The sequence below is a fragment of the Acinetobacter lwoffii genome, from assembly GCF_024129685.1.
Classification (GTDB): domain Bacteria; phylum Pseudomonadota; class Gammaproteobacteria; order Pseudomonadales; family Moraxellaceae; genus Acinetobacter; species Acinetobacter lwoffii_X.
This window is the reverse complement of the sequence record NZ_JAMXXL010000047.1, coordinates 1-15096: the sequence shown is the minus strand read 5'-3', so window position 1 is coordinate 15096 and position 15096 is coordinate 1. Positions and strand designations below refer to the sequence as shown.

Here is a 15096-nt window from a genome sequence, read left to right as displayed (position 1 = left end):
GTACGAGGCATAGCGAATAGTAAAATTGGGTTTGGCGATTTGATTTTACTACTTCGCTATTTTTTTAAGCTAAAAGTGTCAACACACCCTATTCTTTTAAATGAATATTTGAAAAATGAGAATTTGTATAAAATCACTAAAAGTTTTAATCAGCAGACGCAAGAACGTAATGTTGAATATTGGAATATTTTAAAAAATAATTCTGATGAATATGCTAGAGAAACGATTAGAACATCTCAGATAGAATTTGATCCTATACTAGAGCAACTTATTAATTACACCTTATATAAATAAGTAAAAAATTATATGATTTTTAATTTTTAAAACAAAGCAATCAGGCTTGTTGAATCAAATTCAGAGCAAGGTGAACGATCTTCATTGATTGTGTCATAAATATAGTCGAGAAATTCTTTAAAATATGGCAGAATATGGGGTTTTAAAGTTTTTAGAGGATTGGCAATATGCGCTTTGTTGATGAAGCAGTCATTACCGTAGAGGCTGGCGACGGTGGCAATGGCGTAGCCAGTTTTCGCCGTGAAAAATTCGTGCCATTTGGTGGTCCAGATGGTGGTGATGGTGGTCGTGGCGGCAGCATTTATATTCAGGCTGACGACGACACCAGTACGCTAGTTGATTATCGTTATACACGTAAATATCGTGCAGAACGAGCAAAAAATGGCCGTGGGGCGAACTGTGCTGGTCGTGGCGGTGAAGATACCGTATTAAAAGTTCCGGTAGGAACAACAATTGTAGATGTAGAGTCTGGTGACATTATTGGCGACTTGATCGAAGACGGTCAACGCGTGAAAGTTGCAGCAGGCGGTGATGGTGGTTTAGGTAATACCCACTTTAAATCATCGACCAACCGTTCACCACGTAAATGTACGCATGGTCAAAAAGGTGAATTCCGTGAAATCCGTCTAGAGCTTAAAGTTCTGGCAGATGTCGGCTTGCTGGGTATGCCAAATGCGGGTAAATCAACCTTCATTCGTGCAGTCTCGGCAGCAAAACCAAAAGTTGCAGATTATCCATTTACCACCATGGTGCCAAACCTGGGTGTGGTCGATGCCGATAGTCACCGTTCATTCGTGATGGCGGATATTCCGGGCCTGATCGAAGGCGCATCTGAAGGTGCAGGTCTTGGGATTCGCTTCCTGAAGCACTTGGCGCGTACCCGTATCTTGTTACACATCGTTGACGTACAGCCGATTGATGGCTCAGATCCGGCACATAATGCTAAAGCAATTATGAAAGAGTTAGAAAATTTCTCCCCAACGCTTTCAAAACTGCCGATCGTATTGGTGCTGAACAAAGTCGATCAGTTGGCTGAAGAAACACGTGAAGAATGGTGCACCCATATTCTTGAAGAATTGCAGTGGGAAGGCCCAGTTTTTGAGACTTCTGGTTTAACGGCTGAAGGCACCAAAGACGTAGTTTACTACCTGATGGATCAGATCGAAGAGCAACGTGAACGCGAAGCTGAAGATCAAGAATATGCAGCAGAAATGAAAGCATTCCGTGATCAGCTTGAAGCTGAAACACGTGAACAAACCATCGCTGCAAAAGAAGCGTATCGTGAGATGCGTCGTCAGCAACGTCTTGCCGGTATTCTGGGTGATGACGAAGATGATGAAGATGGCGATGATGATAGTGATGTGGAAGTGTACTATGTACGCTAATCTCTGAGAGAAGAGTCTGAGGACAAGATGATAGAAGTGGTAGATGGGCAACGTCAGCTCAAGGGTTGTAAACGAATCGTTGTTAAAATCGGATCATCTTTACTCACAGCAAACGGACAAGGTTTAGATTTAGATGCTATCTCGCATTGGGCGGGACAAATCGCAGATCTACACAATGCAGGACACGAGATTATTCTGGTGTCTTCCGGTGCTGTGGCTGAAGGTATGGTTCGAATGAAACTTGAGAATCGACCCACCGATCTACCCAGTCTTCAGGCTTGTGCTGCCATCGGTCAGATGGGCCTGATTCATACCTGGTCAAGCGTACTTGAGAAGCATCAGATTCGAACTGCGCAAGTATTGTTAACCCATGATGATCTGGCAGATCGTCGTCGCTACCTCAACTCATGTGATGCCTTGCAGAACCTGATTGATTGGCGCGTGATTCCGGTGATCAATGAAAATGACACGGTTTCGACTGACGAAATTCGCTTTGGTGACAACGACACGCTTGCGGCCATGGTGGCAGGTCAGGTTCATGCAGACCTTCTGATTATCTTAACGGATCAGGAAGGGATGTTTGACTCAGACCCACGGTCTAATCCAGATGCCAAACTGTTCCATACCGTACGTGCGATGGATGAAAGTCTGTTTGATATGGCCGGTGGAGGCGGTAAATTTGGTCGTGGTGGCATGCTGACCAAAGTTCGTGCTGCACGTCTGGCTGCAAAGTCGGGCTGTCCGACCTTAATTGCAAGTGGTGATAGTGATGGTGTTCTATCACGTCTAATGTCTGGCGAATTGTTAGGCACCTTATTTGTCACTGACAAAGACCGGATGACAGCGCATCAGCAATGGTTGGCGGCTCACTTGCAAACCGCAGGTCGTTTGGTGATTGATGATGGTGCAGTAAAAGCCATTAAAGACAATCATCGTAGCTTGTTGCCTGTAGGCGTCAAAGCTGTTGAAGGTCACTTCGAACGTGGTGATGTGGTGGAATGTGTTGATACACAAGGTCACCGGATTGCTGTAGGGCGTGTCAATTTCAGTTCGCGTTCAGCAGATATCGTTCGTGGTCTGGCATCGGATAAAGTACATCAGGTGTTAGGTGAAGCACGTTCACTAGAAATGATTCATCGCAATCATATGGCGATTTATTGAGTTATTCAGATTCAAGTTTAGAGATTCAAAAAGTCCCGCTTTCGAGCGGGATTTTTTATGACATTTTAATTATATTTATTTAATCCAGCCCATTCGAATTAAAGGCGAAAATAACCAATAATGAATACCCAAAATAAAGTTCATGATTTGATTCTCATATTTCCACCACAATGGTAATCCAGCTAAATTTACTGTTATTGCCATCAGAAACGCACCCAGCATATCAATCGGAAAATGCACACCGACATAAACACGCGACCACGCTACCAGCCAAGCTGTCCAGATTAGAATTCTTCCCAAGTCTCGCTGCGGTGAAAAATAATAGGCGAAGGCAATCCCACTAAAAATACTCATATGGTTGCTGGGAAAAGAACCAGTCGGTGCATGTTCAATCAGGGTGCGACCAACATCCATCACAAACGGGCGTGGGGTATTGAGTACCGCAGACAATACTTCACTCATCAATAATGTAATAGCTGTAAAGATGAAGGCTTTAATAATCCCTGTTTTTACTTCGTAACTACCACGGAACCAAGCAATAGCAAAAATCAGCAAAAAGAGATAAACCAGGTCATGCGCAATCAGGGAGGCATAGTTGATCATCCAGATTGAGGCTTGGTCGGGTACATTTAAGATATGAAACAGGTAAAGATTCAGTTGGTCAAGGGACATGAGCAGAGAGGACTGGAACAAATGTCCGTTACTCTAAACCGGTCAAACCTCAATTCCTACCTGAGTTTGTATGAATTTGTAGCCTCGGTTTTTAAAGAATATTCACATGATAAAAAACCACCCAAAAGGGTGGTTCTTAAAAGTGCGAATAATATAATGAAGTCTTATTTAAACTGAATCGCCCCATTCGCGCTGACCGTCATTTGCGATTCGCCCGCCGCAACTTCCTGCTCAGGAACCGCCATATCAGCCGATGCAGATTTCATCATGGCCATACGCGGTACTGGCTGTGGTGAATAGTTATTAGTATTCAGGTTTAAGTTCACCAGTTGATAACTCGGTTTGTTCCAGGTCTGGGTGAGTGCCTGTGCGCGTTGCTGGAAGTTTTTGGTGGCTTCAATCATCAGCTCGCTTTCAACTTTTTTACGCTTTTCGTCAGATACCTTGAAATTAATTGACTGGGTCTGGAAGTGCTGTTGTAATTCAGCAATCAATTGAGATGTCGCTTTAAAATCTTTTGATTCCAGACGAATCTGGGCACGACCACGCCATTCTTTTAATTTGCGGTTGTCATTGTCATAAATAGGGTAAGTACTTTGTGCCCCAGTCTCGATTTTCACAGTTGGATATTTGCGTGCTGTGGCAATTGCTTGATTCATCAGCTGGTTAATTTGAGTGGCCAGTTCAGCTGGTTGTTTGTTGGATTTTTCAATATAAAGCACAGCATGCATTTCATCATTTGAGATTTCACGGCTAGCCTCTGCTGAAAGATTAACAACATTATAATTCAGAGATTCAGCAGGAGCTGCAAATGCGCCTGTGGCGAGGGTGCTGGCAAGGATCAAACTGGTAAGTGCTAAGAGACGCATGAAATTGTCCTGTTTTTCTTAAAATTGGCCATCTAAGCCGTTGTTAAAATATTAAATCTCAATTGTGATCTTTTTACGAAATATTTGTCGTAAGAGTGTTAAATTTTCTTTAATTTTATCTCATTATTTGATTTATATTTATTATTAATAATTAAACACTTAGTAGATAATTTTAAGATTGATTACCGGAATGTCGCCTGCGCTACAAAAAAGCATAAAAGAACACGCTTTTCTTTCTGCTGTCACACTGTAAGATGATGATTTAGGGGATGGATTAGCATGATGTTTTTTTTCGATAAAGATTAGGACAAAATGTGACTGAAAGTTGTTTATTTTCCTGAAAAATTCGGTATCATCCGCCTCCTAGTTATTCGAATACAAAACTGCTAGCTAGAACCTTATAAAGCGCCGAGTCAAAGGACCAAACGTCACCAGACTTATTTCTTTCACCCATATCAGAGATGGTAATTCGATATGAGCGTTACTTCTGTAAACCCTGCCACCAATTCCACAAACGAATACTACTTGACTCGCCAAAGTCAGATGGAATCGAATGTGCGTAGTTATCCACGTAAATTACCGTTAGCGATAGCGAAAGCACAAGGTTGCTGGGTTACCGATGTTGAAGGTACTGAGTACCTTGATTGTTTAGCTGGGGCAGGGACGTTGGCTTTAGGCCATAATCATCCTGCAGTCATTCAAAGTATCCAGGATACAATTGCAAGTGGTTTACCATTGCATACCCTGGATCTTACTACTCCTTTAAAAGATGCTTTTACTGAAGCACTTCTTTCTTATCTTCCAGGTGGCCAGGAAGAATACTGCTTGCAGTTCTGTGGTCCATCTGGTGCAGATGCAACTGAAGCCGCGATTAAACTAGCAAAAACCTTTACTGGTCGTAGCTCAGTGATTAGCTTCTCTGGCGGTTATCACGGTATGACTCACGGTGCATTGGCAATGACAGGTAACCTGTCTGCGAAAAATGCAGTGAACGGCTTGATGCCGGGTGTACAGTTCATGCCATACCCGCATGAATATCGTTGCCCATTGGGGCTTGGTGGTGAAGCCGGTGTTGATGCCCTGACTTACTACTTTGAAAACTTCATTGAAGATGTAGAAAGCGGTGTGACCAAACCTGCAGCTGTAATTCTTGAAGCAATTCAAGGTGAAGGCGGTGTGGTAACTGCGCCAGTAAAATGGTTGCAAAAAATCCGTGAAGTGACTGAAAAACACAACATCGTATTGATTCTTGATGAAGTTCAGGCAGGCTTTGCGCGTTCAGGCAAAATGTTTGCATTCGAACATGCAGGGATTGAACCTGATGTCGTAGTGATGTCTAAAGCTGTAGGTGGTAGCTTACCGCTTGCCGTACTTGGTATTAAACGTAAGTTTGATGCTTGGCAGCCAGCAGGTCATACCGGTACTTTCCGTGGTAACCAATTGGCGATGGGTACAGGCCTTGCAACGATCAATACCATTAAAGAACAGAACCTGGCGCAAAATGCACAAGAGCGTGGTGATTTCCTGCAAGCTGAACTGAAAAAACTGGCTGCTGAATTCCCATGTATCGGTAACGTGCGTGGCCGTGGTCTGATGATCGGTGTTGAAATCGTAGATGAGCGCAAAGATGCGGATCATATGGGTTCTTTGCCTGCTGATGGTCAGTTGGCTGCAGCGATCCAAACCGCTTGTTTCAACAATAAATTATTGCTTGAGAAAGGTGGTCGTAACGGTACAGTGATTCGTTTACTTTGCCCGTTGATCATTACTCAAGACGAATGTGTTGAAGTGATTGCTCGTTTCAAAAAATCGGTTGCTGAAGCACTAGTTGCAGTTCGAGGCGCATAATTCATGGTAGATTTCGCAGAACATCGTAAAGCGTTACTCTGCAATGATGCTGCATCCATTGCTGACTATCAGGCTGGCATGGACCAAGCGACCAAAGCGGTTGCGGCATGGTTGCAAAACGACAAAATGTACACGGGCGGCAGTATTAAAGAACTGCGCAGTGCAATTGCATTTCATCCTTCAAAAGAAGGTTTGGGTGTAGAAAAATCTCTTGAGCGTATGGTTGAGCTATTCCTTAACAAGAGCTTAAAAGTGCATCATCCGCATTCACTTGCGCATCTTCACTGTCCAACGATGGTGACTAGCCAGATCGCGGAAGTGCTGATTAATGCAACCAACCAGTCAATGGACTCATGGGATCAAAGCCCGGCCGGTTCGTTGATGGAAGTTCAGCTGATTGACTGGTTACGTCAAAAAGTCGGCTATGGTGCGGGTCAGGCCGGTGTGTTCACTTCTGGTGGTACGCAGTCTAACTTGATGGGCGTATTGCTTGCGCGTGATGCTTGCATCGCGAAAAACTGGAAAGACGAAAATGGTAATCCGTGGTCGGTTCAGCGCGATGGTATTCCTGCGGATGCGATGCGTAATGTCAAAGTCATCTGTTCTGAAAATGCACATTTCTCTGTGCAAAAGAACATGGCGATGATGGGCATGGGCTTCCAGTCAGTGGTCACTGTTCCTGTGAATGAAAATGCACAGATGGACGTAGATGCACTGGAAAAAACCATGGCGCATCTTCAGTCTGAAGGCAAGATCGTGGCATGTGTGGTGGCAACAGCGGGTACAACGGATGCTGGTGCGATTGATCCATTGAAAGCAATTCGTGAAATCACCAATAAATATGGCGCGTGGATGCACATCGATGCGGCATGGGGTGGTGCACTGATTCTATCCAATGACTATCGTTCTATGCTGGACGGGATTGAGCTGTCGGATTCGATCACGCTTGATTTCCATAAGCATTATTTCCAAACCATTTCTTGTGGCGCGTTCTTGTTAAAAGATGAAGCGAACTACCGTTTCATGCATTATGAAGCTGAGTATCTGAACTCTGCCTATGATGAAGAACACGGCGTTCCGAATCTGGTGTCTAAGTCGCTACAAACCACGCGTCGTTTTGATGCTCTGAAATTGTGGATGACAGTTGAAGCACTGGGCGAAGAGCTTTATGGTTCGATGATCGATCATGGCGTGAAATTAACCCGTGATGTGGCAGACTACATTAAAGCGACTGATGGTCTGGAGCTTCTGCTTGAGCCTCAATTCGCATCTGTCTTGTTCCGTGTGGTTCCAGCGGGATATCCGGTTGAATTACTCGATACGCTCAATCAAAACGTAGCAGACGAACTGTTTGCGCGTGGTGAAGCGAACATTGGTGTGACGAAAGTCGGTCAGGTTCAGTCTCTGAAAATGACTACTTTAAGCCCGGTTGCAACGCTTGATAACGTGAAGAACTTGCTGGCATTAGTGCTTGCAGAAGCGGATCGTATCAAAGATTCAATCGCTGACGGTACTTATACGCCACCCATTGCATAAGTGATGGTGGTGTGAAAAAAAGGAGATCGAAATGATCTCCTTTTTTGTGCGCTTAAAAATAAAAAAAGGTCCTTTCCCAGATCGAAATTCCTCACAAAAACACGGAAGGTCTGAATCCCGTTTGGCCTGTTATTTATTTGTCATAGGCTTATGTAAAACTGGGGAGCAGGATTTATCCTGAGTTCAGGTTTATAAAAATTGTTACATGTCATTGGTCTAAAATTTTTTATTGAAGTGAATGACATAAAGAACTTAATCATTGAAATCCATACAAATTTAATCAAGAAAAAGCCGCTAGATTAAAAATCACTAAATCGTAATAAAGCTGTAACTTATCTGTCATATTCTAAAATCAAAATGCAGGTATCGAAAGAAGTACAAAACTGAATAAAAAGTGGTGTACTCCAAATTTGCATAAATGAGAGAGATACTAGAATGCGCTTTACAAATATAGCTTTAGCATTAGCAGTAACCGGGGCAACTGCTGTAACGACTGCACACGCAGCACGTGACACCATCCAAATTGCAGGTTCTTCAACTGTACTTCCATATGCCAGTATCGTGGCAGAAGAATTCGGTAATACTTTTCCACAGTTTAAAACACCAGTTGTCGGTTCTGGCGGTTCTTCAGGTGGTTTAAAACAGTTCTGTAATGGCGTGGGTGATAATACGATTGATATCGCAAACTCTTCGCGTCAAATTAAATCTACAGAGTTGGCAGAATGTAAAAAGAATGGCGTTAACCAAGTCCTAGAAATCAAAATTGGTTATGACGGTATTGTATTTGCATCGAATGCTAACAAAGCGGCTTATAAATTGCGTCCACAACATGTCTTCGCTGCACTTGCTGCACAACTTCCATCAAATGGAAAAATGGTCGCTAACCCGTACACGCGTTGGAACCAAATTGACAAAGCACTTCCGAATGAACCTATCACCCTGGTAATTCCTGCGTCGAATCATGGTACGCGCGAAGTCTTCCAGGAGAAAATGGTGGATGCAGGTTGTGAAACGTATGCTGCAATTAAGTCTCTAGACAAAGATGCTAAGAAAAAAGCTTGTACAACATTCCGTAAAGATGGCCGTGTGGTTGAGATTGCCGGTGACTATACCGAAACATTGGCACGTTTAAAAACTTCTCCAAGTGCGGTAGGTGTGTTTGGCCTAGGTTTCTATGACCAGAACCGTGACCGTCTACGTGTTGCTACGGTGAACAATGTAGCGCCTTCTGAAAAGACCATCTTGAATGGTGCTTATCCGGTATCACGTCCATTGTTCTTCTACGTAAAAGGTGAGCACTTGAAATCAATCAAGGGCTTACCGCAGTTCACAGAATATTTCCTGAACAAGAAAGTATCTGGCAAAGGCTCTAAGCTGGAAAAAGCAGGTCTGATTTCAATGTCTGATAAAGAACGTGCAGCAGTCCTGGCAAATTTCAAGGCTGGTAAAGCGGTTGTAGTGAAGTAATAAATGATTTTGAAAATGCTGGTGGTAGGGTCAACCTACCATCGGCTTTTTGCGATAAACAAGTTTTTTCAAACCATGAAAATTGAAAAAACAGTGGAGAATACATGAATCTGCTACTTATAGGTGTGTTATTGGCCATCATGGCCATAGCCTATCAAATCGGATTAAGTAAAAGCCGTAGCTTAGCAGGTAAGGGAAGCAATTCTGCAAACTTACACTCGCGTCCCGGATATTATGGTGCCCTGGTTGCACTATGGTGTGGTATCCCTGCGTTTTTAATTTTGATTGTTTGGAATATGGTAGAACCCACTTTTCTGGAGCAGGTGGTACTCAACCATTTGCCAGAAAATGTTTCGGCCAGTCTGGATCCGGCAAGTTTGAGCGTTGTGATTGATCGCGTTCAGGCACTTGCCTCAGGTTTTGGAGTGAGTGATACACCTGCAGCCTATGAAGTCGCAGCCGCAGAGCAATTGGCTAAATTCTCGACCATTGGTACCTTTGCCAAATTGGCAGTCGTGATTTCGGCGGCGCTGGCTGGTCTGGTCTGGGCCAAGAAACATATTAGTCAGGAATTCCGTGCACGTAACCAAGTCGAAAAAATGATTAATATCGGCTTGGCATTGTGTTCAGGTGTGGCGATTCTGACTACTCTCGGGATTGTGATGTCGATGTTTGGCGAGGCAATGCGTTTCTTCAGCTTCGTCAGCCCACTGGATTTCTTCTTTGGTACCCAATGGAACCCAGGGTTTAGCACCTCTGGCAGTGCTGAAGGCAGTTATGGTTTATTGCCACTGCTCTGGGGCACGCTCATGGTCAGCGGGATCGCGCTTCTGGTCGCGGTTCCAGTAGGCCTGATGATTGCGATCTATCTGGCCGAATACGCTTCACCGCGATTCCGCTCTTGGGCAAAACCTACAATTGAAGTGTTGGCGGGTATTCCTACGATTGTCTATGGTGTCTTTGCTTTGATGATCATCGGCCCATTCCTTAAAAGCATGGGTGCTCTGGTCGGACTCGAAATTAATGCCACCAGCGCGCTGACCGCCGGTCTGGTCATGGGCATCATGATTATTCCGTTCGTATCTTCTCTGTCAGACGACATCATCACTCAGGTGCCGCGTGCCTTACGTGATGGTTCTTTGGGCTTGGGCGCGACCAAATCTGAAACGATCCGTCAGGTGGTTTTACCCGCGGCTCTACCGGGTATTATCGGTGCGTTCCTGTTGGCGGCGTCACGTGCAATTGGTGAAACCATGATCGTGGTTCTTGCAGCCGGGAACAGCCCGCAGTTGCATGCCAATCCGCTTGAAGCAGTATCCACGGTCACGATTACCATCGTGAATCAGCTAACTGGCGATACTGATTTTGCTAGTCCACAAGCACTGGTGGCCTTTGCACTAGGACTGACGCTATTCGTCATTACCTTAGGTTTGAACATTGTTGCACTGATCATCGTGCGTAAATATCGTGAGCAATACGACTAATGAGTACTTCAAATACAACGCCTGTGGATCAGCGTATTGATCCATCCATCGCCGCCGAGCTGCGTGAAAAGCGTAAGAAGACCATTCAAAGCTCTTTGGCACGACGTCATCGTAAAGAAAAAACCTTTCGTTTATTTGGTTTCTCTGCGGTACTGGCAGGTCTGTTCTTTGTGGTATTGCTGTTCGGGAGTATTTTATCCAAAGGTTTGCCTGCATTCTGGCAGAGCAGCATGAGTTTGCCGATTCATTTCGATCCTGCCATTGTGGATATTGGTCCAAAACCGAAGCCAGCTGCAGGAGAATCTCCAGCACAGTTTGAAGATCGCTTTATCGCCTGGCAGACCGAAGTGGGAATGGTGGATTGGGATGCGTTGATTATCAACGGCATGATCGCCAAAGATAGCAAGCTGGAAAGCCAGCGTGATGAACTGGGTTCTTTATATACTAGTTCTGAGGCGTACCGTTTGCGCGATATGGTCATGAATGATCCGAGTCTGGTCGGTCAAAGCAAGGAAGTGAAAATTCTGGCTGATGCCAATGTCGATGTCTGGCTAGGGGGAAATATTGACCGTGATCTTCCTGATGAACAGCAGCAGCTCAGTCCTGAAGTACGTCAGGTGGCGGACGAGATGAAAGCCGCTGGTGTGATTGAAAATAGTTTCAATACCAATATTTTCACCAGTCCTGATTCACGCAGCTCACCAGCAACTTCTGGCTTGGCAGGTGCCTTCATGGGCTCACTGTTCATGATGATGATCGTGATCTTTATCTCGATTCCAATCGGGGTGGCCTCTGCGATCTATCTGGAAGAGTTTGCACCAAAAAACTGGATTACTGATGTGGTCGAAGTCAATATCAATAACCTGGCAGCCGTACCATCGATTGTCTTCGGTCTGTTGGGTGCAGCGATCTTCATTGGCTGGATGCATTTGCCATTGTCAGCGCCATTGGTGGGTGGTCTGGTACTGAGTCTGATGACCTTACCGACTGTAATCATCACCACACGCGCATCACTTAAAGCGGTTCCACCTTCGATTCGTCAGGCAGCTTTGGGCCTCGGTGCTTCGCGTATCCAGACAGTATTTCATCACGTCTTGCCTTTGGCTTTACCGGGTATTTTGACGGGCGCAATCATTGGGGTCGCACAGGCTTTAGGTGAAACCGCACCATTGTTATTAATCGGGATGAGTGCTTTTGTTGCCAGCGTTCCAGCCACACCATTTGATCAGTCAACGGCTTTACCTGTACAGATTTTCTTATGGCAAGGCAATGAGTTGCGTAACTTCTTTGAAGGGCGTACCGCAGCAGCAATTATTGTACTTCTGGCCATGATGATCAGCTTGAACAGTCTGGCCATCTGGTTACGTAAGAAATTTGAAGTCCGTTGGTAATAGGGGCAGAATCATGAACACAACTGTTATTCAAAATTCCTTAAAAAAGGATCAAATCGTGAATCCACAACAGACACAATTCACCTCGGATGAGGCGACTCAAAAGCCAGCAACTCCGTTTGTTTCCCAGTTCGATACACAAAGCAGCAGCAAAAAAGATGCGAAGTCGACGAATGTGAAACTTAGTACTTCTAATGTGCATGTGTACTATGGTGAAGCGGAAGCGATTAAAGGCATTGACCTGAACATTTATGAAAATGAAGTGATTGCTTTTATTGGGCCATCAGGCTGTGGTAAATCAACCTTTTTGCGTACCTTAAACCGCATGAACGATACCATTGATAGCTGCCGTGTGACCGGTAAAGTGATGCTGGATAATCAGGATATTTATGAGCCAAATCTGGATGTAGTTTTGCTGCGTGCACAGGTTGGTATGGTGTTCCAGAAGCCGAACCCATTTCCGAAATCAATCTTCGATAATGTTTCCTATGGTCCGAAGCTGCATGGTTTGGCGCGTGACAAGTACGATCTTGAAGAAATTGTAGAAGGCAGCTTGCGTAAAGCTGGTTTGTGGGAAGAAGTGAAAGATCGTTTGAACCAACCGGGAACAGGTTTGTCAGGTGGTCAGCAGCAACGTCTGTGTATCGCGCGTACCATTGCAGTCAGCCCGGAAGTGATCCTGATGGATGAACCGTGTTCGGCACTTGATCCCATTGCAACCGCCAAAGTGGAAGAGCTGATTTCTGAGCTATCTACGCAATATACCATCGCGATTGTAACTCACTCCATGCAACAGGCAGCACGTGTATCGGATCGTACTGCATACTTCCATTTGGGTGATTTAATTGAAGTGAACTCGACCGAGAAAGTCTTTACCCAGCCGGATCATCAGTTGACTGAAGCCTATATTACCGGGCGTTTCGGTTAATCCGATATCTAGAATAAGAGCCGCAAGGCTCTTTTTTTTATAGGTGAAATAGATGGTGATAATCGTAATAATTCTCGAAATAAAGTTGAAAAAAACCGAAATTGACCTAATCTAAAGGAATAAATCCGAATTAAATAGAGAATAGATTTTTTATGTTATTTCATACTCCGAAACTGTCCGCTGAAATCCGTATTAGTCATCTCAATGCGCGTATCAATGAACAACGAAAAAAAATAGCGCAAACTACTGGCTCTAAACTGGAACTTTTACAGTTATCGCAACAACTGTCAAAAGAAGCGCGTGCGCGTAAGAAAACCAATCAAAAAATCTATGTACTCGATTTTAAAGGTGATATGGCTGCTTCTGCAGTAGAAGGCTTGCGTGAAGAAATCACCTTGATTCTGGCCACCGCCAAAGCAGGTCGTGACCGTGTGGTGGCGCGTCTGGAAAGTCCGGGTGGCATGGTACATGGTTATGGACTTGCAGCAGCTCAACTGGTGCGGTTACGTGAGGCAGGTTTTCATTTGACCATCTGTGTCGATAAAGTGGCGGCCAGTGGCGGTTATATGATGGCGTGTATCGCCAATGAAATTATTTCTGCACCATTCGCGATTGTCGGCTCAATTGGTGTAGTTGCTCAAGTCCCCAATTTTAACCGTTTGCTAAAAGACAATAAAATCGACTTTGAGCTTTATACTGCTGGTCAGTACAAACGTACTGTGACCATGTTTGGTGAAAATACCGAAGAAGGTAAGGCCAAGTTTGAAGAAGAATTACAGCAAACCCATGCTTTATTCAAACATTTCGTTGAAAAGTATCGCCCACAGCTGAATATTGAAAAAGTGGCCACTGGTGAGCATTGGTATGGTCGGGATGCGCTGGATCTGAATCTGGTGGATAAACTGCAAACCTCAGATGAATATCTGCTCAACTTGTTGCCCCAGCATGATATCTATTCTATTCAGACCCGCAAGAAACCAACTTTGGGTGAAAAGCTGGGCCTGCAAGCCGCGCAAATTGCTGATTCACTGGTACCTACTGTCATGAATAAAGTTATGGAAAGCTTAAGTAAAGCCAATGCAAATCTTGTACAAATGCGTGATCCAAAACTTTAATTTATTGCTCTGAAAATGATATGGAAAGCTCACTTTGGTGGGCTTTTTTATTTTTGAAATCAAATCATTATGGTATAAGTGAAGTACTTTGGTTGAGTCTAGGCGCATATGCTCACGTTTATTTTGTTGCTGGGATTCTTTAGCATCGTGTTTATTCCGATGTTAACTATTCTTTATGCTGAAGCCAAACTTATAAATAATGATTCGAAGAAGATTTTGTTTTGGCTGAGCTTTCTGCCGGGTGCTTGTATTTTTCTACTGTATAGTGTTTTAAAGCCAAGTGATCCACCTGTGATGGTATCTAAGCAATGTGGGGTAGTGCAGTTTTATCAGTTACATAGGGTTCGTGGTGGTGAAACATTTGAGCGTATCAGTATTCGTTTTGAGGGTGCTAAATACAACCGGCATTTATTGTTTGATCAGCACTTAGAGAAAATGCCCAAAGGTCAAAAGGTCTGCTTTGAATATTTAGATAAGTTCAAATACCCACACTTATCAGAGTCTAAGCTGCTTAAATGGATTGAACCGACTGAAATACAAACCAGCACTGAAGCGAATCAGATAAAATAAAGCATATTTTATTGTTAGAGCAGAAACATGGCTATAGCTGAAGCATTTCTTGCGACGCAAAATTGTTATTTTAATTATGAATTTGAAGAACTCTATTTAGAGGATGATTTTCCTGAGGAATTATCTGTGTCACTGCGTGGCATGATGTTCCGTCATGAGATTCAATATCCTGATGCAACCTATTTCATTTATTACAATGAGATGTTAGCGGGTAATGAACTGCAAAAAATGAAAGATGATTGGATGCGATATTGCCCACATTCATAATTGAAGATATGAATGTAACTCTGTACACGACAAATTTCACAGAACCCTTATCCTATCAGGATTCTGCCTTCTTAAAATTGCCAAAATTTCCTTAAACTCTTCTTTTTTC

Annotated in this window: 13 protein-coding genes and 1 pseudogene; 12 read left to right on the top strand and 2 right to left on the bottom strand. The window is 43.9% G+C overall.

Annotation, left to right across the window (positions count from 1 at the left end):
- The 3 genes and pseudogenes from NI464_RS14885 to proB all read left to right on the top strand — a co-directional run.
- Nucleotides 1-294: pseudogene (locus NI464_RS14885) on the top strand (hypothetical protein); the annotation flags it as partial.
- Between the two features lie 167 nt (nt 295-461).
- Nucleotides 462-1679 carry an Obg family GTPase CgtA gene (gene cgtA, locus NI464_RS14880; protein ID WP_004646519.1) on the top strand — a complete coding sequence of 406 codons (1218 nt, stop codon included), beginning with the start codon at nt 462-464 and terminating at the stop codon, nt 1677-1679.
- Between the two features lie 27 nt (nt 1680-1706).
- Nucleotides 1707-2840 (top strand): glutamate 5-kinase, encoded by a 1134-nt coding sequence (gene proB / locus NI464_RS14875; protein WP_004279682.1) that lies wholly within the window; start codon nt 1707-1709, stop codon nt 2838-2840.
- A 75-nt stretch (nt 2841-2915) separates the two neighbouring features.
- Here proB and NI464_RS14870 read toward each other — a convergent pair whose 3' ends face one another.
- Both NI464_RS14870 and NI464_RS14865 read right to left on the bottom strand, forming a co-directional pair.
- Nucleotides 2916-3512 carry a phosphatase PAP2 family protein gene (locus NI464_RS14870; RefSeq protein WP_004279704.1) on the bottom strand — a complete coding sequence of 199 codons (597 nt, stop codon included), beginning with the start codon at nt 3510-3512 and terminating at the stop codon, nt 2916-2918.
- Nucleotides 3513-3676: 164 nt separating this feature from the next.
- On the bottom strand, nt 3677-4381 hold the full coding sequence (locus tag NI464_RS14865) for an SIMPL domain-containing protein (protein WP_004646521.1): 705 nt from the start codon (nt 4379-4381) through the stop codon (nt 3677-3679).
- A 474-nt stretch (nt 4382-4855) separates the two neighbouring features.
- Here NI464_RS14865 and NI464_RS14860 point away from each other — a divergent pair, with 474 nt between their 5' ends.
- From NI464_RS14860 to NI464_RS14820, 9 genes are all read left to right on the top strand, one after another.
- Nucleotides 4856-6229 carry a diaminobutyrate--2-oxoglutarate transaminase gene (locus NI464_RS14860; protein ID WP_005246815.1) on the top strand — a complete coding sequence of 458 codons (1374 nt, stop codon included), beginning with the start codon at nt 4856-4858 and terminating at the stop codon, nt 6227-6229.
- 3 nt (nt 6230-6232) lie between these two features.
- Nucleotides 6233-7765 carry a pyridoxal phosphate-dependent decarboxylase family protein gene (locus tag NI464_RS14855; RefSeq protein WP_005246814.1) on the top strand — a complete coding sequence of 511 codons (1533 nt, stop codon included), beginning with the start codon at nt 6233-6235 and terminating at the stop codon, nt 7763-7765.
- Between the two features lie 435 nt (nt 7766-8200).
- Complete coding sequence (locus NI464_RS14850) at nt 8201-9232, top strand: substrate-binding domain-containing protein (RefSeq protein ID WP_004279710.1); 1032 nt, start codon at nt 8201-8203, stop codon at nt 9230-9232.
- Nucleotides 9233-9336: 104 nt separating this feature from the next.
- Complete coding sequence (gene pstC, locus NI464_RS14845) at nt 9337-10716, top strand: phosphate ABC transporter permease subunit PstC (RefSeq protein ID WP_005107378.1); 1380 nt, start codon at nt 9337-9339, stop codon at nt 10714-10716.
- Complete coding sequence (gene pstA, locus NI464_RS14840) at nt 10716-12107, top strand: phosphate ABC transporter permease PstA (protein ID WP_253139350.1); 1392 nt, start codon at nt 10716-10718, stop codon at nt 12105-12107. The genes pstC and pstA overlap by 1 nt, the downstream gene beginning before the upstream one ends.
- Nucleotides 12108-12120: 13 nt before the next feature.
- Nucleotides 12121-13035: a phosphate ABC transporter ATP-binding protein PstB gene (pstB, locus tag NI464_RS14835; RefSeq protein WP_253139347.1), complete on the top strand. Its 915-nt coding sequence runs from the start codon at nt 12121-12123 to the stop codon at nt 13033-13035.
- Nucleotides 13036-13187: 152 nt separating this feature from the next.
- Complete coding sequence (sohB, locus tag NI464_RS14830; RefSeq protein WP_253139344.1) at nt 13188-14150, top strand: protease SohB; 963 nt, start codon at nt 13188-13190, stop codon at nt 14148-14150.
- Between the two features lie 108 nt (nt 14151-14258).
- Complete coding sequence (locus tag NI464_RS14825) at nt 14259-14720, top strand: hypothetical protein (protein ID WP_253139341.1); 462 nt, start codon at nt 14259-14261, stop codon at nt 14718-14720.
- A 27-nt stretch (nt 14721-14747) separates the two neighbouring features.
- On the top strand, nt 14748-14987 hold the full coding sequence (locus tag NI464_RS14820) for a hypothetical protein (RefSeq protein WP_114541507.1): 240 nt from the start codon (nt 14748-14750) through the stop codon (nt 14985-14987).
- The last annotated feature ends 109 nt before the right edge of the window (nt 14988-15096 follow it).